Raw genomic sequence first — 25,880 nt, 5'->3', positions numbered from 1 at the left:
GCCCGCCCCTTCCCGGTCAGCCGCTGCGGGGGTAGCCGATCAGATGGAGCCGGTCCCTGCGGTCCATCCAGCGGAACAGCCCGACGCCCGCCGCCTCCATCCCCGGCAGCCGCACATTCGGTGACAGCGGCGAGATCGTCCCGTTCGTCAGTTCCATCTCGACCGGTTCGCCCCCGCCGTCCAGGGCGTCCGAGGCGTCGCGCACGTTCCTGGCGCCGTAGGCCACGCCCCGGTCCGTCACCGAGGCGAGCATCACCGAGGCCGAGCCGTCCTCGTCCTCCAGGCAGAATCCCTTCGCCGCCCCCAGGTCGAAGCCGAGGTTCCCGGCGACGAGATAGCCGTCCGACGGCGCCACGACGGCCTCCGGATACCGCCCCGGCTCGATCGCCGGCTTGTGGCACTCCACCGAGACCACCGGCTTACCCGTCGCCGCTTCGTGGACCGCCCACAGCTCATGGCTCGCGACCCGCTTCGCGCCCTTGGCCAGCTGCCATTTCGCCAGGATCCAGCCCGGCGCCACCGACGTCGGCACGCCGCTCCGGCGGTCGGCGCCCTTGGGGGCCACGTTCCGGCTGAACCAGCCCCCGCGCACCCAGAACTCCCGCGCCCCGCTCACGAGCAGCCCCCGCTCCGTCTGGCCACGGACCTCGGTGAGCTGCTTGCATGCCGGACAGCCCTTGGGGTAATTCAGCGCGGTGGCGGCGACCCGGGACACCTCACCGGTGGCCGGGTCGATCACCGCGCTGTTCGCACGCCCGTCACTGATCAGGATGGCGGGACCCGTGGCGGTGACCTTGGGCGCTCCGTTCCACGGCACCTCGACACGGCGGCGGGTGCCGTCGGCCGCGTCGTACACGTCCAGGGAGACGAAGGTGTCCGTGGCGGAGAGGCCTTCGCCGACCTTCCCGTACGCCCAGGTCACGAAGTACTGGCGGTCCGCCGTGGACACGGCGAGCAGCTTCGGGAAGTGCAGCGGGTCCGGCGGACGCCAGGCCGTGCCGCTCCACGCCAGTTTTCCGGACTCCGCGTCTATGGTCCGCAGCCGGTAGCGGTTCCCGGAGGCTGTCACCAGGAAGGCCAGCCGGCCCGTCGGGCGCGAGAGCGCGAACTCGGGCGCCGCGCCGATGATCTCCCAGCCGTGGGTCGTCGAGTACTCCGGCGGGACGGTCAGCCGCGTCGAGGGACCCGCGCTCTTCTTCGCCGGCTTCCCGGGTTTCCCGCCGTTCCTGTCGCCGCCGCTGTCACCCCCGCAGGTCGCCAGCAGGAGCAGCAGGGCCAGGACCAGCACCCCTCCGGCCAGAGCCAGGCGCACGATCCTCTGTCTCATGGTCCCCCCGATGAGCGATCCCCGTACCTCGCGCCGGTCAGCGTAGCAACAGGCCACAGGGGAAAAGCAGTTCGGTTCCGTCGCCGTTCCGTCCCGGTTCCGTACCGGCGTACGGGCTGCCGGAGCCCGGCCGCCTGCGCCTACAATTCGGCGGTGAACGCCTCCACCCCCACCGCGGAATCCCTGCGCAAGGCCCTGGCCGAGCTGCTCGACGGGCTGCCGCCCAAGCAGGCCGCCCAGGCCGTCGACCGGCTGATCGCCAGCTACCGCGGGACGACCCCCACGGCCGCTCCGATCCTGCGGGACCGGTCCGACGTCGTCGCGTACGCCGCGTACCGGATGCCCGCGACCTTCGAAGCGGTACGGTCCGCGCTCGACGCGCTCCGCGAGGCGGCCCCGCACTGGACGCCGGCCACGCACACCGATGTCGGGGGCGGCACGGGCGCGGCGAGCTGGGCGGTCGCCGGAGCCTGGCAGGGAGCGGCGACCACGGTCCTGGACTGGGCCGAGCCGGCCCTCGTCCTGGGTCGCGAACTGGCCGCCGTTTCCGGCCTCCCCGGGCTGCGCGACGCCCGGTGGCAGCAGGCCAGGATCGGGGCCGCGGTGGAGCTGGCGCCGACGGACCTGGTGACCGTCTCGTACGTGCTCAAGGAACTCACCCCGCAGGCCAGGGGCGAGCTGGTCGACGCGGCGGCGGGCGCCGCACAGGCCGTGGTGATCGTCGAGCCGGGCACCCCCGACGGATACGAGCGCGTCATCGAGGCCCGCACCCGGCTGATCGCCGCCGGGTTCACCGTCGCCGCGCCCTGCCCGCACGACGACGCGTGCCCGATCGAACCGGGCACCGACTGGTGCCACTTCTCCGCCCGGGTGAGCCGGTCCTCCCTGCACCGGCAGGTGAAGGGCGGCTCCCTGAGCCACGAGGACGAGAAGTTCAGCTACGTCGTCGCGACCCGTTTCCCCGTGACGCCGGCCACGGCCCGGGTCACCCGCAGACCGCAGATCCGCAAGGGGCAGGTGCTCCTCGAACTCTGCACCCGCGAGGAGGCACTCCAGCGCTCCACGGTCACCAAGCGGCACGGCGGGCTGTACCGGGCGGCCAGGGACACCGCATGGGGTGACGCCTGGCCGCCCGACAGCTCACAGGCGTAGCTCCTGGGTGCAGCACTTCACGCTGCCACCGCCCTTCAGCAGCTCGCCCAGATCCATCGGCACCGGATCGAAGCCCCGGTCGCGCAGCGGGTCGAAGAGGCCCGTCGCGGCCTGCGGCAGCAGGACGTGGAGCCCGTCGCTCACCGCGTTGAGCCCGAACGCCGCGGCGTCCGGCTCCCGGGCGATCAGCGCGTCGGGGAAGAGCCGGGCCAGCACGGACCGGCTGCCCGGCGAGAAGGCGCCCGGGTAGTACATGATCTCGTCGGCCGCCTCGTCGAGGACGCACAGGGCCGTGTCCAGGTGGTAGTACCGCGGGTCCACCAGGTCGAGGCCGATGACCGGACGGCCGAAGAACTCCTGGGCCTCGTCGTGCGAGAGCGGACTGGAACGGAACCCCCGCCCCGCCAGGAGGTACGTGGAGGTGACCGCGAAGTCCCCCTCGCCCTCGTTGACGTGATCGGGCTCCCGGATCTCCGTGAAGCCGTTCGCACGGAACCAGTCGCGGTGCTCCCCGGCCTCCGCGTACCGCTCCTGGTAGGCGAACAGGGCGCCCAGCACGCGGCCGTCGATCACGGTGGCCCCGTTGGCGGCGAAGACCATGTCCGGCAGGTCGGGCCTGGGCGTCAGCAGCTCGACGGTGTGCCCGAGCGCGCGGTAGCGGTCGCGCAGATCCTCCCACTGGGTCATGGCCAGCGGCAGGTCGACCGGTTTCGACGGGTCCATCCACGGGTTGATGGAGTACGTGACCCTGAAGTGGTCCGGGGCGCACATCAGATAGCGACGAGGGGTGGCGTCACGAGTCAATGCGGGCTCCTCTCGAACGGCAGCCTCGGCTGCGGAACGGTGGAACGCACGGTCAGTGCGTGAGCTCATGGTGCGCCGTGCCGGGCCGATCCGCAGTGCACCGATCGGGTGGTTCGCGGGAGTGGCCCGTACGCGCCGTTCCCGGCCCCGTGATCCGGTGAACCGAGACGAGACGTATCGGCTGCCGGGCGCTAGATTGGCGTACATGTCACCCGCCAGGACCCCCGACTCCAGCCGCCGCAGCGACCGCTCCCGCCGCGCCATCCACGACGCCGCTCTCGCCCTGGTCGTGGAGGTCGGCTACGGGAAGACGACGATCGAGGGGATCGCCGCCCGGGCGGGGGTCGGCAAGCAGACGATCTACCGCTGGTGGCCGTCGAAGGCGGCCGTACTCCTGGAGGCGTTCACCGACCTCGGGGAACGGGCGGCGGAGGCCGCGGGCGAGTTCCAGGGGCTGCCGGACACCGGGGATCTCGCGGCCGACCTCAAGCGCGTCCTGCGGGCCACCGTCGACGAACTGAACGACCCGGCCATCGAGGCGCCGACCCGCGCGCTCACGGCCGAGGGGATCGTCGATCCGAAGCTGGGTGCCGAATTCGCCGAGAAACTGCTCGAACCCCAGCTCCAGTTCTATGTCACACGCCTGCGCGCCGCACAGGAGGCCGGACAGCTGCGGGCCGGCATCGACCCCCGTGTCGCCCTGGAGCTGCTGATCGCCCCACTGACCCACCGCTGGCTGCTCCGGACCCTCCCGCTGACGCACGCGTACGCCGACACCGTGGTCGATTACGCACTCCGGGGACTCGCGGCGGATCACTGACGCATACCCGGTATGTCATGACATCGGGCGTGACTGTACTCACCTCGGCGCATCTCACCCCGTACCCGCTTGAGAACTCTGGCCACCTGGGGCGCAGGATGGTGGGACGATGGAGAGGCAACGCTGAGGTGAGGGGATAGATGGGCGCCGATTCCGGCCGTTATCGCGGCACAGAGAACAGGATTTCCCAGTGGCTGCGGCGACGACCCAAACCGCAGCGGGCCGAAGCCGATGACGCGGCCCGCCTGGAGCTGCTGCTGGCCGTCGCCGACGCGGGTATGCCGATCTCGCCCGCCGCGCATCCGAACGGCTACCGATGTTCGTGCGATCGCATCGGCTGTCCCACCCCCGCGCGCCACCCCATCTCCTTCGCCTGGCAGACGCAGTCGACGACCGACCGCGCGCAGATCGAGCGATGGGCCGAAGGCCAGCCGCTGGCCAACTTCATCACCGCGACGGGCATGATCCACGACGTGCTGGACGTCCCCCTGACCGCCGGGGCGGGAGCCCTGGAACGGCTCCTCGCCGCGGGCATCGACGTCGGCCCCGTCGCCCGGTCCGGCCAGGACCGGATGCTCTTCTTCACCGCCACCCGCGGGACCCCCGAGGACGAGGACGAGTGGTGGCCCTGCGAGCTGGACTGCCACCCCGAGACCATGGACGAGCACCCGGGGCTGCGCTGGCACTGCCGAGGCAGCTACGTGCTCCTGCCGCCGGCCCGCCTGCCGGGTGAGCTGGACGTGCACTGGCTGCGGGGCCCCGAGCACCCGCTGCCGGATCCGCTGACCCTGCTGGAGACGCTGACCGACGCGTGCGCGCAGTACGCGGACTCCGCCGAGCAGAGCGATCTGGACCACGACTCCGTGGCCTGGCCGCTCAGCCGTTAGTCTCCGGACGCGGACCCGGGGCCGTACCTACGAACCCTGCGCGGCCGTCAGGCCGGGCAGGCGGTTCAGTACGCGCACCTTGCCGCCCCCGTCCGTCGCGCCCCGCGCAGGGACGTACACGAGCTGGCTGGAGACCCGCTCCTTCGTGAGCGAGCTCTTCACCTCGCCCGTCAGCAGCGCCTCCACGTCCGGGTTGAGCGCCGGCTTGAGGCCCGGGGCCGCGGTCTGCCGCTCGAAGTGCTTGCTGCTGAAGAAGACCAGCGCCCCGCCGTCCTCCGTCGTGAGACCGAGCGGCGCGAACGTGCCCGTGTCCAGGGCCTGGTCGATGTACTGGTACGAGAAACCGGCCACCCGCGTGTTCTTGCGCGTGTCCCGCCACACCGAGGTGGAAGGCCCCGGGGCGAACACGTCCGGCACGCCGTCCTTGAGGTAGCCGGTGTACGTCGTGCCCAGGTCGGCGGGCTTCACGGCCAGTCCTGCAGCCCCGGGATCCACCGGCTCCGCCCAGCCGTCGCCGTCCAGCCGGAAGCCGGGGAGCTGGGCAGGGGTGACGACCGCCAGATAGGCGGCCCTCCACAGCGCGTCGGGGCCGGTCCGTACGAAGACCAGCAGCCAGCGGGTGTCCAGCTTCCCCGCGTCCTGGTCACGGTTGGAGTCGGTGTCCGCCACGAACCAGCGGGGCCAGCCGGCCTTCTTCGGGATGGTGTACGAGGCATCGGTCAGCTCCAGCGGCCGGTGGGCCGTGTTGCCTTCCGGACTGTTCTTCTGCCGCGCCTTGAGGCCCGCCTGGTTGATCGCGCCCAGCGAACCGGTCACCCGGTCCTCGTCCAGCGCCGGATCGTATGCCTTGTCCGCCTCGTTGTAGGCGGCCGTGAAGTCCTCCAGGGCCTGTGCGGCCTCAGACTTCGTCGCTCCCGGTACGACTTCCAGCTCGCCGTGTACCGTCATGCAGCCGCTCGCCGTCACGCTCAGCACTGTCGCCGTCGCGAGCCCCGCCGCCAGTCGCCCCAGCCTTGTCATCCGTTGCTTTCTGCGCCTTCTGATCCGTCGCCCGCACTGACCGTCCGAACCCTACCGGGGTGAGGAACAGGGCGAGCGTGGGGATCAGATACAGCGCCCACACCGTGACCTGAAGAACGGTCGGATCCGGCTGGAAGTTGAACACGCCCTTCAGCAGCGTGCCGTACCAGCTGTCGGGCGGGATCGTGGCGCTGACGTCGAAGGCCTTGTTCCCGAGACCGGCCAGGAACTCCGCCTCCTGGAGGTCGTGCACGCCGTACGCCAGCACACCGGCCGCCACCACGACGAGCATCCCGCCCGTCCAGGTGAAGAACTTCGCGAGGTTGATCCGCAGCGCCCCGCGGTAGAACAGCCACCCCAGCACGACGGCCGTGGCGATCCCGAGCAGGACCCCGATCAGTGGCGATGAGGACCCCTCACCGCTCGCCCGCACCGACGCCCACACGAACAGCGCGGTCTCCAGGCCCTCGCGGCCCACCGCCAGGAAGGCCGTCGCCACGAGTGCGCCCGTCCCCATCGCCAGCGCGGCGTCGAGCTTGCCGTGCAGCTCAGCCTTCAGGTGCCGCGCGGTGCGCCGCATCCAGAAGACCATCCACGTCACGAGGCAGACCGCGATGATCGACAGCGAACCGCCCAGCGCCTCCTGCGCCTTGAACGTCATCTCCTGCGAACCGAACTCCAGCGCGGCGCCGAAGGCGAGCGAGATCGCGCAGGCGATCCCGATGCCCGTCCACACCGGGCGCAGCGCGTCACGGCGTTCCGTCCTGACCAGGTAGGCGACAAGGATGCAGACGACGAGGCTGGCCTCCAGCCCTTCGCGCAGGCCGATCAGATAGTTGCCGAACATGCCGGTCCTTCCGCGGTGCCGATCAAGAGAAGGCGGTTCATGAGAACAGGGCCCGGCCCCACCAGTCGTCCTTGTCACGGACGCCGGGCGGGACGGCGAAGACGGCCGAACCCACGTGCTGGATGTACTCGTTGAGCGCGTCGTGCGCCGCCAGGCTCCGCTGCACGGGGATGAAGCCGGTGCGGACGTCACGCTGGTACGCCAGGAAGAACAGTCCCGCGTCGAGCCGCCCGAGACCGTCCGTACCGTCGGTGAAGGAGTAGCCGCGGCGCAGGATCGTCGCCCCGCCGTTGGTGTCGGGGTGCGCGAGGCGTACGTGCGCGCTCGGCAGCATCGCCTTCAGGAAGGGCTCGTCGCGCTCCTTCGACTTCCCGACCGGGGCGCCCTCACCCTTGTCCCGGCCGAAGATGTCCTCCTGCTCCTGGAGCCCGGTCCGGTCCCAGGTCTCGATGTGCATCCGGATGCGCCGGGCCACGAGGTACGAACCACCCGCCATCCAGCCGGAGTCGTCGCTCCCGGAGACCCATACGTGCTTCTTCAGGGCCGCCCTGTCGGTGCCGGCGATGTTCCGGGTGCCGTCCTTGAAGCCGAGCATGTTGCGCGGGGTCTGCTCCTCGGGCGTGGTCGAGGAGGTCTTGCCGAAGCCGAGCTGCGACCAGCGGATCGCCGTACGTCCCATGCCGATCCTGGCGAGGTTACGGATGGCGTGCACCGCGACCTGCGGGTCGTCCGCGCATGCCTGCACGCACAGGTCGCCGTCGCTGCGGCTCGCGTCGAGGTTGTCGAAGGGGAACTTCGGCAGCTCGACGAGTGCCTCCGGGCGCCGGTCCTCCAGCCCGAACCGGCCCTTCGCGAAGAGGGACGGGCCGAAGCCGATGGTGAGGGTCAGGCGGGAGGGCTTGAGGCCCAGCGCCTCGCCCGTGTCGTCCGGCGGAGCCTCGGGCAGACCGCCGAACGCCCCCTCACCCACGGGATGCCCGGCCGTCATGAGCTCCGCGGCCCGCGTCCACTCCTGGAGCAGGGCGGCCAGTTCGGCCCGGTCCTTCGTCGTGACGTCGAACGCGGCGAAGTGCAGCCGGTCCTGTACGGCGGTGGCGATCCCGGCCTGGTGCGCACCGTGGAAGGGCACCGCGGCGCCGCTCAGCCCGACGGGCGCCGTGCCCCCGTCGGACCGCACCGCGGCGACCGCGCCGCCGGCCGCGACGGCGCCGAGCGCGAGCCCGGAGCCGCCCCAGCCGAGCAGGGCACGGCGCGACGGCCCGTGGTGCTCGTCCGTGAGGGACGGGTCCGGCGTTCCGGGTGACTTCTGCGCGTCCTGGGACATGAGTGGGGGCCTCCTCGCCGGTGTTACTTCGTCACCGCGGCGGCGAGCCTGGACAGCGGCTCGGCGAGCGCGTTGACCGCGTCCGAGAGCTCCTTGCGGTCCGCCTTGCCGACCTTGTCGTACGAGGTGAACTCGTAGGAGTCCTTGTCCTCGCGGTACTTGTCAAGCAGCGTGTTCAGCGCGGCGAACTGCGTGTCCAGGGAGGCGGTCAGCGCGGCGTCGTTCTTCGACGCGATCGGCTTCAGCAGCGCGTACGACTTCTCCGCGCCCTCGACGTTCGCCTTGAAGTCGACGAGGTCGGTGTGGCTGTAGCGCTCCTCCTCACCGGTGACCTTGCCGGTGGCGACCTCGTCGAGCAGTTCCTTGGCGCCGTTGGCCATCGAGGTCGGGGTGATGTCCGCCTTGCCGACGCGGTTCTGCCAGTCGACGAGGTCCTTGTAGAGGACGGGCGCGAGGGCCTTCTCCTCGGCGCCCAGCTTCCCGTCCTCCCACAGCGCCTTCTCCAGGCGGTGCCAGCCGGTCCACTTCTGGCCCTCTTCCAGGCCGTCGGCGCGGACGTCGACCTTCGGGTCGATGTCACCGAAGGACTCCGCGACCGGCTCGGTGCGCTCCCAGCCGATACGGGAGTCGGCGTACGCCTTCTTGGCGGCCTCGATGTCACCGGCGGCGACGGCGTCGGTGAAGACCTTCACCTTGGGGAGCGTCTCGTCGGCCTGCGCCTGCACGTAGGTGCGGTACTCGGCGACGGCCTTGTCCATCTCCGGGCTGCGCTTCGCCGCCGAGGCGCCGGTCACCTCGATCTTCTGCCGGATGCCGTGCCCCTTCATGCCGGGCTTGCAGGCGATCTCGTACGAACCGGCCTTCACCTCGGCGGTGATCTTCGCCTTGGTGCCGGGGCCGATGTTCTCGCGCTCGGTGACGATGCGGTCGTCGGGGAAGAGGACGTAGACCTCGGTGACCTTCGATCCCTTGTTCTCGACGGCCAGTTCGACATGGCCGGCGGGGATCTTCGTCTTCGAGACCTCGCAGGAGTCGTCCTTCGCGACGACCTGGACCGCGCCGTCGCCCTTGCCGTCACTCTTCTCGGCGCAGCCGGTGACGGCGGTCAGTGCGGCCACGGTCGCGGCAGCGGTGACGACGGAGAAACGAACGGCTCGCATACGGGCTCCACGGAAAGGGTTCGAAGGGGACGGAACACTCGGGCAAAGCCGGGTGAGGCGGACCTAACTTAACCGAGCCTTACCTGACCCGTACCCCCTCGTGCGGTGATTCAGCTCTCACCTCCCGCCGTGGAGAACGGCCTGGTCACAGTCGACCCACCAGCGACCCACGGACCGGTCAAGCGCTGGTCAAGAAGCCCTTGTCGGTACGACGGGTGGCCCCCGGTCCGCGGGCGCGGGATGACGTCCACCGGCTGCCGGCAGACCGCGCCGGGCAGCGCGCCGCCTTACCTCCCGATCCGGTCCGAGGACCCGTCAGGGCCGCACCGGCAATGCGTGCCCGGTGCGGCCTCTCTCGTCCCGGGGCTCCGTGCGGTGCTTGAATGCGGGTGTGAACGACTTCGACGTACCCGACGGCATCGACGTACTGCGTGTGTTCTGCGGCCCGGACGGCCGGCACGGCAACGCGCTGGGGGTCGTGCGTGAGGGAGGGGCGTACCCCGACGAGGCGTCCCGGCAGACGCTCGCGCGCACACTCGGCTTCAGCGAGACCGTGTTCGTCGACGATCCGGAGCGCGGACGCGTCGACATCTACACCCCCGGGCTGCGCCTGCCGTTCGCCGGGCATCCGCTCGTCGGCGCGGCCTGGCTGCTCGACCTGGAACTCCTGGAGCTGCCGGTCGGAGACGTGTTCGCGCGCCAGGACGGTGAGTTCACCTGGATCAGCGCACGCCCCGAGTGGGCGCCGCCGAGGATGTTGGAGCGCTACGCGTCGGCCGCCGAGGTCGACGCGCTGACCGGACCCCCGCCCGGCGAGGGATGGCTCTACGCGTGGGCCTGGGAGGACGAGGCCGCGGGGCGTGTCAGGGCGCGTGCCTTCCCCCGGCGGGACGACGGCATCGGGGAGGACGAGGCGACCGGCGCCGCGGCCCTGCTGCTCAGTGCCGCGCTGGGCCGTGCCCTGAACATCAGACAGGGACGCGGCTCCCAGATCCTCACAGCGCCCGCGCCGGACGGCACGGTGGAGGTGGGGGGCCGCGTCCTTCTGCTGAACGCGGTTCCGGCCGGGGTGTGACCCCGGCCGTGTGCGTCACGCGCTGAGGGGGAACACCTCGCCCAGCTCGCGGAAGACGGCGGTGTTCAGCGCGAAGGCGCGCTTGCACTCGTCGATGATGCGCTGCTTCTCCAGGTCGTCCGCGTCCACCGCGTCCAGCAGCTCCCGGTAACCCCGCTTGAACGCGGCAGGGTTGGCGATCTCCTCGAAGACGTAGAACCGCACTCCGTCACCCTTGCGCGCGAAGCCCCAGGTCCGCTCCGCCTTGTCGCGGATGATCTGGCCGCCGGAGAGGTCTCCGAGGTAGCGCGTGTAGTGGTGCGCGATGTAGCCGGCCGGCCACGTGCGGGCGCACTCGGCGACCCGTTCCGCGTACGCGGCGGTGGCGGGCAGCGGCTCCAGGTCCTCGCGCCAGCCGGGACCGCGCAGATGGGCCAGATCACGCTCCAGCTCGCTGCCGCGCATCAGCTCGGGCTGTATGAAGGGCCCGGCGACCGGGTCGTTCCGCAGGGTCTCCGCGCCGTCCTCCAGCGCCCGGTACACGAACCACAGCTGCTCCGTGTAGCGCGTGTACGCGTCCACTCCCAGGCGTCCGCCGAGCAGGTCGCCCATGAATGTCGACGTCTCCGCCTCGGTGTGCTGCTCGTGCGACGCGGTGCGGATGAGCGTGGAGAAGGGGGCGGCGGTGCCGGGTGCGTCCAAGGCGGGCCTCCGAAGACCAAGGGGACGGGAAGTCCGGTAGAGACGGACGGATCGCAGTCCGCTGCCATGGGGGCAGCGGGGCTTGCCATACATCGATCTTCTTACTTAGGCTTACCTAAGTCAACTGGTTCCCGACTGGCTGTCGGTAAAAAGATACGCCCGGACGCACCCGCGTGAGGGGTTACGGGAGAGTGAGGATCTCCGATCCCGTCTCGGTCACCACCAGCGTGTGCTCGAACTGGGCAGTCCGCTTGCGGTCCTTCGTCACGACCGTCCAGCCGTCGTCCCACATGTCGTGCTCATGGGTGCCGAGCGTCAGCATCGGCTCGATCGTGAAGGTCATCCCGGGCTGCATCACGGTGGTGGCATGAGGGCTGTCGTAATGGGGAACGATGAGACCGGAGTGGAACGAGGAATTGATTCCGTGCCCGGTGAAGTCCCGCACCACCCCGTAACCGAAGCGCTTCGCGTACGACTCGATGACCCGGCCGATCACATTGATCTGACGGCCCGGACGCACGGCCTTGATGGCCCGGCTCAGTGCCTCCCGGGTGCGCTCGACGAGCAGCCGCGACTCCTCGTCGACGTCACCGCAGAGGTACGTGGCGTTGTTGTCGCCGTGCACCCCGTTGATGTACGCCGTGACGTCGAGGTTCACGATGTCGCCGTCCCGCAGCACGGTGGAGTCCGGGATGCCGTGACAGATGACCTCGTTGAGCGAGGAGCAGAGCGACTTGGGGAAACCGCGGTATCCGAGAGTCGAGGGGTACGCGCCGTGGTCGACCATGAAGTCGTGGGCGACCCGGTCGAGCTCGTCGGTGGTGACGCCCGGAGCGATGTGCTTCGCGGCCTCCTCCATCGCCCGGGCGGCGATACGGCCCGCGATCCGCATCCGTTCGACGGTGTCGGCGTCCTGGATCTCGGGGCCCGTGTAGGGCGCCGGAGCCGGTTTGCCCACATACTCGGGGCGCCGGATGTTTCCGGGGACGGAACGAATGGGAGTGATCTCCCCTGGTACGAGCAGCGACTGGCCAGACATGGCAGCGAGTCTAACCAGCGGGCTCGGGGCAGCATGATCATAAGGAAAGGAAGTGGCGATGGCCCTGTTCAAGAAGCGCACCGTCGGCAAGCCGGGCGAGTGGTACTACTGCCTGGAGCACAAGAAGGTCGAGGAAGGCCCGGAGTGCCCGGCGAAGGACCGTTTCGGCCCCTACGCGACGCCGGAGGAGGCCCGCCACGCCATGGAGACCGCCCAGGAGCGCAACCTGGAGTGGGAGACCGACCCCAAGTGGCACGACAAGTCGCCCGAAGCCCCTTCCGGCGACTGACCGCGCACCGTCCCCGGCACACCCTCCGCCCCGCCGCCGGTACCCCTCCTCCTCAGACGCCGGAGGGGTCTGCGTGCTGCGCCCGCCGCCTGGCCGCGTCCTCGTCCGTCCCGGAGTCGTACGACACGAGTTTCGGCAGCGCCGCCGCCAGCAGTGCGACCGAGACCACGCACGCCACCCCGCCGCTCCAGACGGCAGGCCGTGTGCCCGTCCAGCCTGCCATCGCACCGGCCCTGACCTGCCCCAGCTGCGGGCCGACGCTGTAGGACAGCACCTCGATGCCCGCGAGCCGGCCCCGCAGCTCCTCCGGAATGGTCTGGTTCCAGATGGTCGACCGGCCCAGACCGCTCAGCATGTCGCCGGCGCCGGCCACCGCCAGGCACACCAGCACCAGCCACACCTCGCCGAACCAGCCCGCCGCCGCGATCGCCAGCCCCCAGACCCCCGCGCCGAACACCACGAACAGCCCGTGGCGCCGCACCCGGGAGGTCCAGCCGCTCGTCAGCCCCAGCACCAGGGAGCCGACCGAGCCCGCCGCGTACATCAGGCCGAGCGACCACTCCGCGTCCAGCTCGTCCGCCAGGAACGGGAAGATCGCGTTCGGGAAGGCGAAGAGCATCGCCGCCAGGTCGATCGCGTACGTCCCCAGCAGCACCGGTCTGCTCCACGCGTACCGCGCGCCCTCGGCGATCCCGCGCAGCGACGGCTTCGGCGCGTCGTGGGCCGGTGGCGCGGGGGCGAGCCGCAGACAGAGCAGGACGGAGACCGCGAAGGTGAGGACCGTGACCGCGTACGCCGTGGCGTGCCCGGCGTAGGCCACCACGAGTCCCGCCAGCGCCGGACCGGCGATGGCGCCGATCTGCCAGCGCAGGGAGTTCAGCGCCGCCGCGGCGGTCTGCCTGTCGTGCGGCACGATACGGGCGATCAGCGAGTCCAGCGCCGGCCGCTGGAGCCCCGCCAGTGCGGCGACCCCCGCGGCCACCAGGTACAGCGGCCACAGCGCCGGCTCCGGCATCAGAGCGTTCACCAGCAGGATCAGAGCGAGCAGGCCGAGTCCCGCCTCCGTGCCCAGGATGACCTTGCGGCGGTCCACCGCGTCGGCCAGCGCCCCGCCGTACAGCCCGAACACGATCAGCGGCACCAGTTCCACCGCGCCCATCGCGCCGACGGCCAGGGGCGACCCCGTGAGGTGCTTGATCTGCAACGGCAGCGCGATCAGCGCCATGAAACTGCCGAAGTACGTGATCAGCCCCTGGCTCCACAACAGCCTGAAGTCGGCCGAGGAGTGCCAGGGCGAAAGATCGGGAAGAAGCGCGGCAAGCCTGGCCCGCCAGGGGATCGGAGACGTCACGAGGGGTCATGGTCCGGCCGCCCGCGCACCCGGCGCAACCGGATTTGGCGCGGCGGGCTGCGCGTTCACCAGCGGGCGGGAGGCGGCGCCGTCAGATGGTCGGCCAGCCGCGAGAGCCGGTCACGGAACGAGCGGCGGCCGCGCGGCGCGGGCCTGCTGTTCTCGCCGGCCGCCGCACTCACCAGGTGCTGCACGGTGTCGAGGTCCACGTCGTCCTCGCCGGTGACCGAGAGCGCCTCGTGTGCGAGCCCCCGTACCTCCGGGTCCCCGCCGTCCAGCGCCAGTACGGTCGCCCCGGCCCGCCGCGCGTCGTGCACCCGCTCGAGCAGCCCGCCGTCCGGCCGCTCCGGGGCCACGACGAGCAGGGTCTCGCCCCGGCGCGCCGCCTCGATCCGGCCCAGGCCGACGGCCAGATGCACCGGGTCCCCGGCCTCCACCCGGTGGCGCACCAGGGTCGGGCGCAGCTCCGGCAGCCCGGACCAGGTGGACTCGTCGACCAGGTGCGCGGCCAGGTGCCACGGCTCGTACGCCTCCGTGCCCACCAGCAGCAGCCCGCCGCCGTGCGGGACCACGGACGAGCGCAGCGTCCTGGCGAACCGCCGGGCCGCCGCGGGCCACTCCGTCCCGGCGAGCACTTCCCGCAGCAGCGCTACTCGTACGGCGTCCATGGTCCGGCATGATGCCCCAAGAGCCGCCGCCCCGCCCGGCGTTGGCGGTGAATCCACCCGAACGGGAGCGCCCGGAAGCCGGGCCGTCCCGGCCGGTTCCGCCGCGTTCAGGGCTGTGGCTGGCAGTAGTGTCGGGGCCATGACTACCCATGACAGTGGCAGCGCGCCCAAGCCCCCCGCCAAGGACCCCTGGGACCTCCCGGACGTCTCCGGACTGACCGTCGGAGTGCTCGGCGGGACCGGCCCGCAGGGCCGCGGCCTCGCCTACCGCCTCGCCCGCGCGGGCCAGAAGGTGATCATCGGCTCCCGGGACGCCGGACGAGCGGGAACGGCCGCCGACGAACTCGGCCTCGGCGTCGAGGGCGCGGACAACGCGGACTGCGCACGGCGCAGCGACATCGTGATCGTCGCCGTGCCGTGGGACGGCCACGCCAAGACCCTTGAGTCCCTGCGCGAGGAACTCGCAGGGAAGCTCGTCATCGACTGCGTCAACCCGCTCGGCTTCGACAAGAAGGGCGCCTACGCCCTCAAGCCCGAGGAGGGCAGCGCCGCCGAGCAGGCCGCCGCCCTGCTGCCGGACTCCCGCGTCACGGCGGCCTTCCACCACCTCTCGGCGGTCCTGCTCCAGGACGAGGCGATCGAGGAGATCGACACCGACGTGATGGTCCTGGGGGAGGTCCGCGCTGACACCGACCTCGTCCAGGCCCTCGCCGGGCGCATCCCCGGAATGCGCGGGATCTTCGCCGGGCGACTGCGCAACGCGCACCAGGTCGAGTCGCTGGTCGCCAACCTCATCTCGGTCAACCGCCGCTACAAGGCCCACGCGGGACTGCGCACCACCGACGTGTGACAAGGGCTCCGGGGCCGCCCACCGCCGTGCGGCCCCGGGACCGCTCCCGTCGCCCGCCGTCCGGAGGCCCCGGACCGGACAACGAGCGGAATCGGGCATGAGGGACACTGGACGGGATCGCGCACCACCCCGGACAGGAGCCCCCCATGCCCCGCCTCGCCCTCTACGCCCTCGTCGTCTGCGTACTCGCCGTCAGCGCGGCGGTCGTCTCCTTCGTCCAGGGCAGCTGGCTCGGGATCGTCTGGGTGCTGCTGGCCGGGCTGTCCTCCAACATGGCGTGGTTCTACCTCCGCCGGCACCGGGTGCGGGCCGGGGACTGAAACCTGCCGTCCGGATCGGGCCGGGCTCGCGGGTCCGTGCCTGATCCGGACGGAAGATCAGCGGTTCACCGAGCAGACCGGGTTCTGTTCGTCCCAGAACTCCTGCCAGAACCGGTAGGTGTCCTGTCCGCAGTAGGACTCGAGCTCACTGACGCCGAGCCCGCCCAGGAGCCCGTCGACCGCCTCGAAGAAGGCGATGTTCACCTCGGGGATCCACAGGACGCCGAAGACCGCGATCAGCCCGAACGGCGCGAACGGCTCCACCTGGCGGCGGATCCGGTGGGACAGCCACGGCTCGATGACCCCATAGCCGTCGAGGCCCGGGACCGGCACGAAGTTCAGGATCGCGGCCGTGACCTGGAGCAGCGCGAGGAACGCCAGCGCGTCACGGAAGGCGGTCGGAACCCCGTCCAGGGCGTCCAGCCAGAACGGCGCCGTGCAGACGACCGCGAACAGCACGTTGGTCAGCGGTCCGGCCGCGGAGATCAGACTGTGCCGCCAGCGGCCGCTGATCCGGCCCCGCTCGATGTAGACCGCACCGCCCGGCAGCCCGATCCCGCCCATGATCACGAAGAGCACGGGCAGCACGATGCTCAGCAGGGCGTGCGTGTACTTCAGGGGATTGAGGGTGAGATAGCCCTTCGCCCCGACGGAGATGTCCCCGCTGTGCAGCGCGGTGCGGGCGTGGGCGTACTCGTGCAGACAGAGCGAGACGATCCAGGCCGCCGTGACGAAGAGGAAGACCGCGAAGCCGGTCTGTCCGGCGAAGTCCGTCCACACCGCCCACCCCGTGACCGCCATGACGGCGACGATCGCGAGGAAGATCGGGCTGATCCTGCGGTCGCTGCGAGCGGTGGCTGCGGTGGTCATCGGTGGAACTCCTGGTGGCTGGACGGAATGCGGCGAGCCCCGACAGTACGGCGCGATACGCCGAGAACGTCTCGCGCCGGGAGGTTGGTTCCGCGGTCCGGCGGGCGGGCGGCGGCGCTGGCGGACGGAAGTGGGGTGCGGCGGCCGGCCCCGCCGCCCGGCGCATCCGCGAGACGCGCCGACGCGCACATCGAGGGCGCGGTGCGGTGACCGGCCGTGTTCACGGACAATGGGCGGGTGCTCTACAGCGTCCTCGGCACCACCCGGGCCCTCCGCCCCGACGGCACGGCCGTCACCCTCGGCGGGGCGCGGCTGCGTACCCTGCTGACCGTCCTGGCCCTGCGCCCGGGCCGTACGGTCGGGGCCGCCGCACTCGTCGACGAGGTGTGGGACGGCGACCCGCCCGCGGACGCGGTGGGCGCCCTGCAGGCACTCGTGGCACGGCTGAGGCGGGTGCTCGGCCGGGCGGCGGTCGAGCACGTCGAGGGCGGCTACCGGCTGGCCGCCGACCCGGACGACGTGGACCTGCACCGTTTCGAGCGGCTGACGGGGGAGGGGGTACGAGCCCTCGCCGACGGGGACGCGGACCGGGCCGTCGCCGTGCTCGACGACGCCCTGGCCCTGTGGCATGAGCCCGTACTCCCCGACCTGCCCGACCGCGCCGCCGCCGCGACCGGACTGGAGGCCAGGCGGCTGGACGCCCGCCGCGCCCGGCTCGCCGCGCTCCTGGCACTCGGCCGATCCGGAGACGCCCTGCCCGAGCTCACCGGGCTCGCCGCGGCCCACCCGATCGACGAACCCCTCCAGGCGCTGCGCATCCGCGCGCTGCGCGACGCCGGGCGCACGGCGCAGGCCCTCGCGGCGTACGAGGAGGTCCGCGTCGTACTCGCCGACCGTCTGGGCACGGTTCCGGGCACCGAACTCCGCGACCTGCACGCCGAACTGCTCCGCCTGGACCACCCGGCCCCCGCCCCGGCCGCCGCTCCCACCGCCTCCGGCGTCCCGCCCCGGGGGAACCTGCGGGCCAGGCTCACCAGCTTCGTCGGACGGGAAGGCGACATCGCCGGCCTGCGCGAAGACCTCACCCGGGCGCGGCTGGTCACCCTCCTCGGCCCCGGCGGGGCGGGCAAGACACGGCTGTCCCAGGAGGTCGCCGAGACACTCGCCGCGAGCTGGCCCGACGGTGTCTGGCTGGCGGAACTCGCCCCCGTCGACGATCCCGAGGCGCTGGCCGAGGCCGTGCTGGGCGCGCTAGGTGCACGCGAGACCGTGCTGAGAGGTGCGGGTGCCGAGGAACTGCGCGCCGTCGAGCGGGGCGCGGGCGACCCGCTCGTACGCCTCACCGAGCACTGCTCGCGGCGCCGGATGCTGCTGCTCCTGGACAACTGCGAGCACGTGATCGACGCCGCGGCCTCGCTCGCCGACCACCTGCTCACCCACTGCCCCGAGCTCACGGTCCTGGCCACCAGCCGCGAACCCCTGGGTGTCCCCGGGGAGTTCGTGCGACCGGTCGGCCCGCTCCCCGACCCGATGGCGCTGCGGCTGCTCGCGGACCGCGGGGCCGCCGCGAACCCCGGCTTCCGGATCGACGCGGACGAGGGGACGGCGGCCGCTGCGGCGGAGATCTGCCGGCGGCTCGACGGCCTGCCGCTCGCCATCGAACTCGCCGCCGCCCGGCTGCGGATGCTCGGCCCGCGCCAGATCGCCGACCGGCTCGACGACCGCTTCCGGCTGCTCACCAACGGCAGCCGTACCGTCCTGCCGCGCCAGCAGACCCTGCGGGCGGTCGTCGACTGGTCCTGGGAGCTGCTGGAGACCGCGGAGCGCGCGGTACTGCGCCGCCTGTCCGTGTTCGCGGGCGGCTGCGCCCTGGACGCCGCCGAAGCGGTGTGCTCCGCCGCCGCCACGGACCTGCCGGCCGGAGCCGACGCCACCGACGCGGTCGACGCCCTCGATGTCGCCGCGCTGCTGGGCGCCCTGGTCGACAAGTCCCTCGTCGTCGCGGCCCCCGGCGACGAGGGCGAGATGCGCTACCGGCTGCTGGAGACCGTCGGCGAGTACGCCGCGGAACGACTGGACGAGGCGGGGGAGCGGGCGGCCGTCGAACGGCGGCACCTCGTGCACTTCCGGGAGCTGGCCCGCACCACCGGCCCGGAACTGCGTGGTGCGGGCCAGCGGGCGGCGATCGCCCGGTTCCAGCGCGAGTACGAGAACCTGCGCACCGCGCTGCGGCACGCCGCCGCCGCCGGGGACGAGCAGGAGGTCCTCTGCCTCGTCCTCTCCCTTTCCTGGTACTGGATGATGCGCGATCTGCGGACCGACGCCCGCCGGTGGGCCGACGAGGCCGCGGCCCTGGGCCCCGACCCGTTCGCTCCGCCCGCCTCCCCGGCGCCCTCGCTCCAGGACCGGTGCACCGACCTGCCGCCCCCCTGGGTCCCCGAGCAGCTGGAGGAGGCCCGGCGCGGGGTTCGGCTCATCCAGCTGGCCAGCATGGACCACCATCTGGACACCTGGATGACCGAGGAGAGCCTGGAGCGGCTGCGCGTGGTCGTCGACACCTACCAGATGGGCCAGCCGCAGACCTGCCGGACGCCGGGCTCCCTCTGGCTGTTCGCGGTCCTGCTGACCGGCGAGACCGACCAGCTCCGCGAGCTGATGGACGAAACGGTGCGCGCGTGCCGGGAGTTCGGCTACGAGTGGGAGCTGGCGTCCGCCCTCCAGATGCGGGCCAACATCCTGGCCAACCGTCCCGACTGGGCGGGCGAGGCGAGGGTGGACGCCGACGAGAGCCTGGAGATCTTCGTCCGGCTGGGCGACGACTGGGGGGCCGCGGAATCGCTGTCCTCACGCGGCGAGGCCAACGAGCGGGCGGGCGCGTACGCCCTGGCCGCCGAGGACTACCGGGCCGCCATCGACTGCGCCGAACAGCTCGGCGCCAACGCCCAGGTGGCGGTGCTGCGTTCGCGGTACGCGAGCGCGCTCACCGAGCTGGGCCGCGGCGAGGAGGCCGAGCACATCCTGCGGGACATCCTCGACAACGGCCCGCAGGCCGGGCACGAGGCGATGCCGGCGGCACGCATGCACCTGGGACTGCTGCTGGGGCGCACCGGCCGCATCGCCGAGGCGCGGGAGACGTTCGCCATGCTGCGGCAGGAGTTCGGCTCGGAGACGGTGGCGATCTTCGACGGATTCGTCCTGGGGGCGCTCGCCTGGCTGGACAACCTGGAGGGCGACCACGTCACCGCGCTGGACCGCTCCCTGCGTGCCGTCGACCGGTCCCGGGACCGGTTGTCGCTGATGGTGGCGCCCCACATGACGTCGGTCCAGCTGATCACGGTCGCCTGGGCGCTCGGTGGGCTGGGAGGCGAGGGCGCGGGCAGGGACGCGGCGCGGGTGCTGGGGCTGCGGGCCGGGCTGGCGCTGAAGGGGCACGTGCCGACGGAGCTGGAGCTGGAGAACCTGGCGCGGGCGGAGGAGGCGGCCCGTGCGCAGATCGGGGACGCGGCCTTCGCGGCGGCGTACGCCGAGGGCGGTGACCTCACCCTGGATGAGGCCACCGCCCTGGCCGGGACGTACCTGTAGACGCCGCTCGGTGCGGGCCGCGACCCGTCAGGTCTTCTTGCGGAACTTGCTGACCGCGAGCGGCGCCGTCACGACGGTGATGCCGACGGCCCAGGCGAGCGTCGTCCACACGGAGTGCGCGACCGGTCCGCCCAGCATCAGCCCGCGTGCCGCGTCCGCGAGGTTGGACAGCGGGTTGTAGTCGGTGAAGGTCTGCAGCCAGCCGGGCATCGTCGTCGGCGGGGCGAAGATCGAGGAGCCGAACTGGAGGGGCATCAGCACCAGGAACCCCATTCCCTGGACCGCCTGAGCCGTCTTCAGCGACAGCCCGAGCAGGATGAAGATCCACATGATGGCGGCGCCGAACACGGCCGCCAGCGCGACCGCCGCGAGCAGCCCGAACACCGAGGTCTTGAGCTGCATACCGAGGATGAAGCCCATGCCCAGCAGGATCGCCGTGGCGACCATCATCCGGCCGAGCTCGACGACGATCTTGGCGATCAGGACGGACGAGCGGGCGATGGGCATGGTCCGGAACCGGTCCATGATCCCCTTGCGGAAATCGTCGTTGACGCCGGTGCCGACGGCCATGGCGATGTTCATGCCCATCATCGCCATCAGCCCGGGGACCACGTAGTTGATGTAGGTCTGCCGGTCGCCGCCGAGGCTCGCGCCGACGGAGCCGCCGAACACGTACACGAACAGGAGCGTGAAGACGATCGGCATGAGGACCGCGTCGAACATCGACTCCGGGTCCCGCTTGATCTGGAGGAGATTGCGCCGGACCAGGGCCCCGATGTGCCGGAGGTTGCCCCGCAGCCCGATCCTCCCCTCCCCGGGGACGGTCCGTGCCGGTGCCGCGTCGGTGGGGGTGGGTGTCAGAGTCGCCGTGCTCACGCCGCGACCTCCTCGGGGATCGTGTCGGTCGCGTGCGAGGTCTTCTCACCGGTGATGGCGAGGAACACCTCGTCCAGGCTGGGCAGTGCGGTGGCGACGTGGGCGAGCGAGAAGCCCCGCGTGCCGAGGAGGCCGATGACGGCGGTCAGCTGCTCGTCACTGAGGATGGGCACATAGAGCAGTCCCTCGTCGGGGACGGCCTGCGCGCCCGCGATCCCGTCGAGACCCGCTTCCCTGAGCGCCTGGGCCATGGCGGAGAGCTGGGCCGGGTCGGAGGGCCGGATGTGCAGGGTGCGGCCGCCGACCTTCGCCTTGAGCTCGTCGACGCCGCCGCGGGCGATGATCTTTCCCTTGTCGATGACCGTCAGCTCGTTCGCGAGCTGTTCGGCCTCCTCCATGTACTGGGTGGTGAGCAGGACGGTCGCCCCCTCCGCGACCATCCGCTGCACCTCGTCCCAGACCTCGTTGCGCGTGCGGGGGTCGAGTCCCGTCGTCGGTTCGTCCAGGTAGAGGACGGCCGGGCTGCCGATCATGGAGGCGGCGAGGTCGAGCCGGCGGCGCATACCGCCGGAGTAGTCCATCGCCGGGCGCTTGGCCGCCTCGGTGAGCGAGAACCGCTCAAGGAGCTCGTCGGCGCGGGTGCGCGCGGCCTTGCGGGAGAGGTCGAGGAGCCGGCCGATCATGTAGAGGTTCTCCCAGCCGGAGAGCTTCTCGTCGACCGAGGCGTACTGCCCGGTCAGACCGATGGTGCGGCGCAGCTGCCGGGGCTGCTTCACCACGTCGAAGCCGGCGACGGTGGCGTGTCCGGAGTCCGGGAGGACCAGGGTGGAGAGGATGCGGACGAGGGTGGTCTTGCCCGCGCCGTTGGGGCCGAGTACGCCGAGGACGGTGCCTTCGCGGACGTCGAGGTCCACACCGTCCAGTGCTTTGGTCTCGCCGTAGTGCTTGACCAGTCCCCGTACCTCGACGGCGTTCCCGCCGCGGCCGGGGTTCTTGTCGATTCGCGTCATGGCCTCATGGGACCATCCGCCACTGACAACGCGCCGATATTTTCCCGACAGCGGGCCGACAGCGGGCCGACAGCGGGCCGACAGCGGGCCGACAGCGGGACCGTCGCGGGCCGTGAGCAGGCGACAGCCCGCCGGAGGGGGAAGCCGGCGGGCTGTCGGTGGTGCGGGAAATGGTCCGTGACGGTCAGTGGAACGTGTGCTCCGCCTGCGGGAACGTCCCGCCGACGACCTCGTCCGCGAACTCCTTCGCCGCGTCGCCGAGGACCTTGCGCAGGTTCGCGTACTGCTTGGTGAAGCGCGGCACCTTGCCGCCGGTCAGCCCGACCATGTCCGTGTAGACGAGCACCTGGGCGTTCGTCTCGGGCCCTGCGCCGATGCCGACGGTCGGGATGTGCAGGGTGCGGGTGACCTCGGCGGCCAGTTCGGCCGGTACGAGCTCCAGGACGACGGCGAACGCCCCGGCGTCCTGCACGGCCTTGGCGTCGCGCAGCAACTGCTGCGCGGACTCCTCGCTGCGGCCCTGGACCCGGTAGCCCATCGCGTTGACGGACTGGGGGGTCAGGCCGATGTGGCCCATGACCGGGATGCCGGAGTCGACCAGGAGGCGGATCTGCTCGTGGGAACGCTCGCCGCCTTCCAGCTTCACCGCGCCGACGCCGGCCTCCTTGATCAGCCGGGTGGCGCTGCGGAGGGCCTGGACGGGTCCCTCCTGGTAGGAGCCGAACGGCAGGTCGGCGACGACCAGGGCGCGCTTGGTGCCGCGGACGACGGCGGCGGAGAGCATCGCGATCTCGTCCATCGTGACGGGCACGGTGGTCTCGTAACCGAGGTGACAGTTGCCCATGGAGTCGCCGACGAGCATGACCGGGATTCCGGCCTCGTCGAACACGGACGCGGTCATCGCGTCGTACGCGGTGAGCATGGGCCACTTCTCGCCGCGCTCGGTGGCGGCGGCGATGTCGTGGACGGTGATGCGGCGGGTGGACTTGCCTCCGTACAGCGCCTTGCTGCTGTCGGCGGACCCCGAGGGGGGAGTGGGGGTGGACTGGTCGTGCGCAGCCTGAAGCGACATTGCCAACGGCTCCTTCGTCATCTCGAGGCGCCCTGACGGCGTCCCCGGATCCCTTCCATGGTGGCATCCCGTGCCGCCTCCCGTGAAGTGGCCCCGCACGGGACCTTCCCCGGATGCCCCGTAACCGCAGGTCACAGCAGACGCGCCGGGGATACCGGCGAGTGTGCCCGTTGTGTCACAAGGCCGCCCGGCCGTGTCCTGAGCGGAACCCGCGCCACCGCGACAGTCGTCCTGTGAGGAGTACGGCCGTCGTCGACGGCGGGAAAACGCCACTCATCGCCTAGGGTCGTGGGGCGCGGCGATGTGTAGGGCAAGGCAGTGAGGACAGCACGATGGTGCAGGCGTACGGAACGGACACCGGCAGCGGCAGCATGGAGCCGCCCCGGACCGGAAACCGCTTCCAGGGCCTGCGTGAGAGATGGACGGCGGACCGCGGTATGTGGCGGCGTGGAATCCTGCTCGCCGCCTGTTCGGTCCTCATCACCCTCCTGATGGTCCTCCACGCGCAGGTCCCGAACGTCATCGGCAACCTGGGCAGCCTCACCGAGACGTTCCTGCCGTGGCTCGCGGTCTTCATCCCGCTGCTGCTGGTCCTGGGGCTCCTACGGCGCTCGGCGACCGCGCTGGTGGCGCTGCTGCTGCCGGTCGTGGTCTGGCTCAACGTCTTCGGCGGCCTCCTCACCGACAAGTCCGGCGAAGGCGGCGACCTCACCGTCGCCACCCACAACGTCAACGCGGGCAACCCCGACCCCGCGGGCACCGCACAGCAGGTGGCGGGCTCGGGCGCGGACGTGGTGGCCCTCCAGGAACTGCCGGGCGGCCAGGTCGCGACGTACGAGAAGTCGCTGGCCGCCCGCTATCCGCACCACGCGGTGCAGGGCACCGTCGGCCTGTGGAGCAAGTACCCGATCAGCGACACGCGGCCCGTCGACATCAAGATGGGGTGGACCCGGGCGATGCGCACCACGGTCGCGACGCCCGAGGGCGGGATCGCGGTGTACGTGGCCCACCTGCCGTCCGTACGGGTCAAGGTGAACGCCGGCTTCACGGCCAACCAGCGGGACAACAGCGCCGACGCGCTGGGCGAGGCCATCGCGGACGAACCGCTGGACCGCGTCTTCCTGCTCGGCGACCTGAACGGCACGATGAACGACCGCTCGCTGAACGCCGTCACCTCGCAGATGCGGTCCACGCAGGGCGCGGCCGGTGACGGCTTCGGCTTCAGCTGGCCCGCCACGTTCCCGATGGCGCGCATCGACCAGATCATGGTGAAGGGCGTGGAGCCCCTGTCGTCGTGGACGCTCCCCGCCACGGACAGCGACCATCTTCCGATCGCCGCCCGGGTCGGACTCTGACGCAACGGCCCGTTCACCTCCGGGCATAAAACGTCTGCGACACTTTGTTCCGGGAACATACTTAAGTGCGTGCCGGTGGTGAAACCGGCACGCACTCCCGTACGCGTCACGGCACGCACCCCGCACGCCGCACCCACCGCCGGGCCTCCACGGGCCGGGCCGCGCACCCCTGCCCCGAAAGGTTCATCACCATGCCCCTGGCCCTGCTCGCGCTGGCTGTGAGCGCCTTCGGCATCGGAACGACAGAGTTCGTGATGATGGGCCTCCTGCCCAACGTCGCCGACGACCTGGGAACGTCCGTGCCCACCGCCGGCTACCTCGTATCGGCGTACGCGATCGGAGTCGTCCTCGGCGCTCCGCTGCTCACCGGCCTCGGCTCCCGGGTCCCGCGCAAGCGGATGCTCCTGCTGCTGATGGCCCTCTTCACCGTCGGCAACCTGGCCTCGGCCCTCGCCCCGGACTTCGGCTGGCTCCTCGCGGGCCGGCTGCTGGCCGGGCTCCCGCACGGCGCCTTCTTCGGCGTCGGCGCGGTCGTCGCCGCCACGCTGGTGGCGGAGGGGCGCCGGGCGCGGGCCGTCGCGACGATGTTCCTCGGCCTCACGGTCGCCAACATCATCGGCGTACCGGCGGCCACGCTGCTCGGCCAGCACCTGGGCTGGCGGGCGACGTTCCTGGTCGTCGCGGTGATCGGCCTGGGTGCGATGGCGGCGCTGGCCCGCCTCGTTCCGCAGATCCCGCTCGACGCACAGCAGAACGTCCGCCGCGAACTGCGGGCGCTCGGCAACCGCCAGGTGCTCCTGGGGCTGCTGACCGCGGTCTTCGGGTTCGCCGGAGTCTTCGCCGTCTACTCCTACCTCTCGGCCATGACGACCGAGGCCATGGGCTTCGGCGAATCCTCGGTGACGCTGGTGCTGGCCCTGTTCGGCATCGGGATGACCCTGGGCGCGCTCGCGGCGGGACCGCTCACGGACCGCGCCCTGCGGCCCACGCTGTACGGGTCGCTGGCGGCGCTCGCCGTGGTGCTGGTCGTCTTCCCGTTCACCGTGCATGTGCAGTGGGCGGCGCTCGTGATGGTCGTGCTGCTGGGCGGCATCGGGTTCATGACGACCACACCGCTGCAGATGCTGGTCATGAACAAGGCCAAGGACGCGCCCACGCTCGCGTCCGCCTCCAACCACTCGGCCTTCAACCTCGCCAACGCCGGCGGCGCGTGGCTGGGCGGCGTGGCGATCGCGGCCGGCTGGGGCTGGACCTCACCGGCCCTGGTGGGCGCGGTGCTGGCGGTGGTGGGTCTGGCGATCGCGGCGACGGCCGGCGTCCTGGACCGTGACCGCAAGCCGGGTGCGTCGAGGGTCGTCGCGGGCGGCGACGGCTACCCGGCCCACGAGGCGGAGTCCGGCACCCGCGCGGAAGCGCGCTGACGGACCGCGCGGAAGCGCGCTGAAGGGGCACGCACGGAGGCGCGCTGAGGTCACCCGCGGGGAAGGGCGCTGACGGGCAC

General features: G+C 71.6%; 24 protein-coding genes. 10 read left to right on the top strand and 14 right to left on the bottom strand.

Annotated elements, in window-relative coordinates; translation table 11 throughout:
* Nucleotides 1–16 precede the first annotated feature (16 nt).
* Nucleotides 17–1,327, bottom strand: coding sequence for a hypothetical protein (locus AB0C82_RS15390; protein ID WP_362841213.1), 1,311 nt, complete (start codon nucleotides 1,325–1,327; stop codon nucleotides 17–19).
* 153 nt (nucleotides 1,328–1,480) lie between these two features.
* Between AB0C82_RS15390 and AB0C82_RS15385 the strand changes: the two genes are divergently transcribed.
* On the top strand, nucleotides 1,481–2,479 hold the full coding sequence (locus AB0C82_RS15385) for a small ribosomal subunit Rsm22 family protein (RefSeq protein WP_362841210.1): 999 nt from the start codon (nucleotides 1,481–1,483) through the stop codon (nucleotides 2,477–2,479).
* Here AB0C82_RS15385 and ddaH read toward each other — a convergent pair.
* Nucleotides 2,468–3,352, bottom strand: coding sequence for a dimethylargininase (ddaH, locus tag AB0C82_RS15380; protein ID WP_362841207.1), 885 nt, complete (start codon nucleotides 3,350–3,352; stop codon nucleotides 2,468–2,470). The two genes, AB0C82_RS15385 and ddaH, sit on opposite strands and share 12 nt — an antisense overlap.
* 136 nt (nucleotides 3,353–3,488) lie before the next feature.
* On the opposite strand from ddaH, the gene AB0C82_RS15375 reads away from it, so the two are divergent.
* Nucleotides 3,489–4,103: a TetR/AcrR family transcriptional regulator gene (locus AB0C82_RS15375; protein WP_362841204.1), complete on the top strand. Its 615-nt coding sequence runs from the start codon at nucleotides 3,489–3,491 to the stop codon at nucleotides 4,101–4,103.
* Between the two features lie 140 nt (nucleotides 4,104–4,243).
* Nucleotides 4,244–4,990, top strand: coding sequence for a bifunctional DNA primase/polymerase (locus AB0C82_RS15370; protein WP_362841201.1), 747 nt, complete (start codon nucleotides 4,244–4,246; stop codon nucleotides 4,988–4,990).
* 27 nt (nucleotides 4,991–5,017) lie between these two features.
* Here AB0C82_RS15370 and AB0C82_RS15365 read toward each other — a convergent pair whose 3' ends face one another.
* From AB0C82_RS15365 to efeO, 4 genes are read right to left on the bottom strand one after another with little or no spacing between them, the layout of a single operon-like run.
* Nucleotides 5,018–5,938, bottom strand: a complete 921-nt coding sequence (locus tag AB0C82_RS15365) for a hypothetical protein (RefSeq protein WP_362841199.1) — start codon at nucleotides 5,936–5,938, stop codon at nucleotides 5,018–5,020.
* Complete coding sequence (gene efeU, locus AB0C82_RS15360) at nucleotides 5,889–6,857, bottom strand: iron uptake transporter permease EfeU (RefSeq protein ID WP_362841197.1); 969 nt, start codon at nucleotides 6,855–6,857, stop codon at nucleotides 5,889–5,891. Before efeU ends, AB0C82_RS15365 begins: the two co-directional genes overlap by 50 nt.
* A gap of 37 nt (nucleotides 6,858–6,894) precedes the next feature.
* Complete coding sequence (gene efeB / locus AB0C82_RS15355) at nucleotides 6,895–8,181, bottom strand: iron uptake transporter deferrochelatase/peroxidase subunit (RefSeq protein WP_362841194.1); 1,287 nt, start codon at nucleotides 8,179–8,181, stop codon at nucleotides 6,895–6,897.
* Between the two features lie 23 nt (nucleotides 8,182–8,204).
* Entirely contained in the window at nucleotides 8,205–9,341 is a 1,137-nt protein-coding gene (gene efeO, locus AB0C82_RS15350; RefSeq protein WP_362841192.1) for an iron uptake system protein EfeO, read from the bottom strand.
* A gap of 391 nt (nucleotides 9,342–9,732) precedes the next feature.
* Here efeO and AB0C82_RS15345 point away from each other — a divergent pair, with 391 nt between their 5' ends.
* Entirely contained in the window at nucleotides 9,733–10,416 is a 684-nt protein-coding gene (locus AB0C82_RS15345) for a PhzF family phenazine biosynthesis protein (protein WP_362841189.1), read from the top strand.
* Between the two features lie 15 nt (nucleotides 10,417–10,431).
* On the opposite strand, the gene AB0C82_RS15340 is transcribed toward AB0C82_RS15345, so the two are convergent.
* Both AB0C82_RS15340 and map read right to left on the bottom strand, forming a co-directional pair.
* Entirely contained in the window at nucleotides 10,432–11,097 is a 666-nt protein-coding gene (locus tag AB0C82_RS15340) for a biliverdin-producing heme oxygenase (RefSeq protein ID WP_362841186.1), read from the bottom strand.
* A 181-nt stretch (nucleotides 11,098–11,278) separates the two neighbouring features.
* Nucleotides 11,279–12,136 (bottom strand): type I methionyl aminopeptidase, encoded by an 858-nt coding sequence (gene map / locus AB0C82_RS15335; RefSeq protein ID WP_362841183.1) that lies wholly within the window; start codon nucleotides 12,134–12,136, stop codon nucleotides 11,279–11,281.
* A 58-nt stretch (nucleotides 12,137–12,194) separates the two neighbouring features.
* Here map and AB0C82_RS15330 point away from each other — a divergent pair, with 58 nt between their 5' ends.
* Nucleotides 12,195–12,425 carry a hypothetical protein gene (locus AB0C82_RS15330; RefSeq protein WP_362841180.1) on the top strand — a complete coding sequence of 77 codons (231 nt, stop codon included), beginning with the start codon at nucleotides 12,195–12,197 and terminating at the stop codon, nucleotides 12,423–12,425.
* A 52-nt stretch (nucleotides 12,426–12,477) separates the two neighbouring features.
* On the opposite strand, the gene AB0C82_RS15325 is transcribed toward AB0C82_RS15330, so the two are convergent.
* Both AB0C82_RS15325 and AB0C82_RS15320 read right to left on the bottom strand, forming a co-directional pair.
* A complete protein-coding gene (locus tag AB0C82_RS15325; protein WP_362841177.1) occupies nucleotides 12,478–13,776 on the bottom strand; it encodes an MFS transporter in 1,299 nt (432 codons plus the stop codon).
* Between the two features lie 65 nt (nucleotides 13,777–13,841).
* A complete protein-coding gene (locus AB0C82_RS15320) occupies nucleotides 13,842–14,444 on the bottom strand; it encodes a hypothetical protein (RefSeq protein WP_362841174.1) in 603 nt (200 codons plus the stop codon).
* A 139-nt stretch (nucleotides 14,445–14,583) separates the two neighbouring features.
* Between AB0C82_RS15320 and npdG the strand changes: the two genes are divergently transcribed.
* Nucleotides 14,584–15,294: an NADPH-dependent F420 reductase gene (gene npdG / locus AB0C82_RS15315; RefSeq protein WP_362841171.1), complete on the top strand. Its 711-nt coding sequence runs from the start codon at nucleotides 14,584–14,586 to the stop codon at nucleotides 15,292–15,294.
* Between the two features lie 146 nt (nucleotides 15,295–15,440).
* The gene (locus tag AB0C82_RS15310; RefSeq protein ID WP_362841168.1) at nucleotides 15,441–15,614 is read left to right on the top strand and encodes a hypothetical protein; all 174 of its coding nucleotides are present in this window, start codon (nucleotides 15,441–15,443) and stop codon (nucleotides 15,612–15,614) included.
* A gap of 57 nt (nucleotides 15,615–15,671) precedes the next feature.
* Here AB0C82_RS15310 and AB0C82_RS15305 read toward each other — a convergent pair whose 3' ends face one another.
* The gene (locus tag AB0C82_RS15305) at nucleotides 15,672–16,484 is read right to left on the bottom strand and encodes a site-2 protease family protein (RefSeq protein ID WP_362841165.1); all 813 of its coding nucleotides are present in this window, start codon (nucleotides 16,482–16,484) and stop codon (nucleotides 15,672–15,674) included.
* 237 nt (nucleotides 16,485–16,721) lie between these two features.
* Here AB0C82_RS15305 and AB0C82_RS15300 point away from each other — a divergent pair, with 237 nt between their 5' ends.
* Nucleotides 16,722–20,066 carry a BTAD domain-containing putative transcriptional regulator gene (locus AB0C82_RS15300; protein WP_362842047.1) on the top strand — a complete coding sequence of 1,115 codons (3,345 nt, stop codon included), beginning with the start codon at nucleotides 16,722–16,724 and terminating at the stop codon, nucleotides 20,064–20,066.
* A gap of 27 nt (nucleotides 20,067–20,093) precedes the next feature.
* Here AB0C82_RS15300 and AB0C82_RS15295 read toward each other — a convergent pair whose 3' ends face one another.
* The 3 genes from AB0C82_RS15295 to panB all read right to left on the bottom strand — a co-directional run bounded on the left by AB0C82_RS15295 (nucleotide 20,094) and on the right by panB (nucleotide 23,024).
* On the bottom strand, nucleotides 20,094–20,942 hold the full coding sequence (locus tag AB0C82_RS15295) for an ABC transporter permease (RefSeq protein WP_362841162.1): 849 nt from the start codon (nucleotides 20,940–20,942) through the stop codon (nucleotides 20,094–20,096).
* Nucleotides 20,939–21,952: an ATP-binding cassette domain-containing protein gene (locus AB0C82_RS15290; protein WP_362841159.1), complete on the bottom strand. Its 1,014-nt coding sequence runs from the start codon at nucleotides 21,950–21,952 to the stop codon at nucleotides 20,939–20,941. Before AB0C82_RS15290 ends, AB0C82_RS15295 begins: the two co-directional genes overlap by 4 nt.
* A gap of 184 nt (nucleotides 21,953–22,136) precedes the next feature.
* Nucleotides 22,137–23,024, bottom strand: coding sequence for a 3-methyl-2-oxobutanoate hydroxymethyltransferase (gene panB / locus AB0C82_RS15285; protein WP_362841157.1), 888 nt, complete (start codon nucleotides 23,022–23,024; stop codon nucleotides 22,137–22,139).
* 332 nt (nucleotides 23,025–23,356) lie between these two features.
* On the opposite strand from panB, the gene AB0C82_RS15280 reads away from it, so the two are divergent.
* Together AB0C82_RS15280 and AB0C82_RS15275 are read left to right on the top strand one after the other, a co-directional pair.
* Nucleotides 23,357–24,379 (top strand): endonuclease/exonuclease/phosphatase family protein, encoded by a 1,023-nt coding sequence (locus AB0C82_RS15280; protein ID WP_362841154.1) that lies wholly within the window; start codon nucleotides 23,357–23,359, stop codon nucleotides 24,377–24,379.
* Between the two features lie 191 nt (nucleotides 24,380–24,570).
* Nucleotides 24,571–25,800: an MFS transporter gene (locus AB0C82_RS15275; protein WP_362841152.1), complete on the top strand. Its 1,230-nt coding sequence runs from the start codon at nucleotides 24,571–24,573 to the stop codon at nucleotides 25,798–25,800.
* The last annotated feature ends 80 nt before the right edge of the window (nucleotides 25,801–25,880 follow it).

It is taken from the genome of Streptomyces sp. NPDC048560, from assembly GCF_040650955.1.
Taxonomy (GTDB): domain Bacteria; phylum Actinomycetota; class Actinomycetes; order Streptomycetales; family Streptomycetaceae; genus Streptomyces.
The sequence above is the reverse complement of the archived record's forward strand: the minus strand, read 5'-3'. Positions and strand labels throughout refer to the sequence as shown.

Coding starts and splice junctions, on each gene's coding strand:
- AB0C82_RS15390 (WP_362841213.1), bottom strand. CDS start 1,327: ATGAGACAGAGGATCGTGCGCCTGGCTCTGGCCGGAGGGGTGCTGGTC.
- ddaH (WP_362841207.1), bottom strand. CDS start 3,352: ATGAGCTCACGCACTGACCGTGCGTTCCACCGTTCCGCAGCCGAGGCT.
- AB0C82_RS15375 (WP_362841204.1), top strand. CDS start 3,489: ATGTCACCCGCCAGGACCCCCGACTCCAGCCGCCGCAGCGACCGCTCC.
- AB0C82_RS15370 (WP_362841201.1), top strand. CDS start 4,244: ATGGGCGCCGATTCCGGCCGTTATCGCGGCACAGAGAACAGGATTTCC.
- AB0C82_RS15365 (WP_362841199.1), bottom strand. CDS start 5,938: ATGACGGTACACGGCGAGCTGGAAGTCGTACCGGGAGCGACGAAGTCT.
- efeU (WP_362841197.1), bottom strand. CDS start 6,857: ATGTTCGGCAACTATCTGATCGGCCTGCGCGAAGGGCTGGAGGCCAGC.
- efeB (WP_362841194.1), bottom strand. CDS start 8,181: ATGTCCCAGGACGCGCAGAAGTCACCCGGAACGCCGGACCCGTCCCTC.
- efeO (WP_362841192.1), bottom strand. CDS start 9,341: ATGCGAGCCGTTCGTTTCTCCGTCGTCACCGCTGCCGCGACCGTGGCC.
- map (WP_362841183.1), bottom strand. CDS start 12,136: ATGTCTGGCCAGTCGCTGCTCGTACCAGGGGAGATCACTCCCATTCGT.
- AB0C82_RS15330 (WP_362841180.1), top strand. CDS start 12,195: ATGGCCCTGTTCAAGAAGCGCACCGTCGGCAAGCCGGGCGAGTGGTAC.
- AB0C82_RS15320 (WP_362841174.1), bottom strand. CDS start 14,444: ATGGACGCCGTACGAGTAGCGCTGCTGCGGGAAGTGCTCGCCGGGACG.
- npdG (WP_362841171.1), top strand. CDS start 14,584: ATGACTACCCATGACAGTGGCAGCGCGCCCAAGCCCCCCGCCAAGGAC.
- AB0C82_RS15310 (WP_362841168.1), top strand. CDS start 15,441: ATGCCCCGCCTCGCCCTCTACGCCCTCGTCGTCTGCGTACTCGCCGTC.
- AB0C82_RS15305 (WP_362841165.1), bottom strand. CDS start 16,484: ATGACCACCGCAGCCACCGCTCGCAGCGACCGCAGGATCAGCCCGATC.
- AB0C82_RS15290 (WP_362841159.1), bottom strand. CDS start 21,952: ATGACGCGAATCGACAAGAACCCCGGCCGCGGCGGGAACGCCGTCGAG.
- panB (WP_362841157.1), bottom strand. CDS start 23,024: ATGTCGCTTCAGGCTGCGCACGACCAGTCCACCCCCACTCCCCCCTCG.
- AB0C82_RS15280 (WP_362841154.1), top strand. CDS start 23,357: ATGGTGCAGGCGTACGGAACGGACACCGGCAGCGGCAGCATGGAGCCG.
- AB0C82_RS15275 (WP_362841152.1), top strand. CDS start 24,571: ATGCCCCTGGCCCTGCTCGCGCTGGCTGTGAGCGCCTTCGGCATCGGA.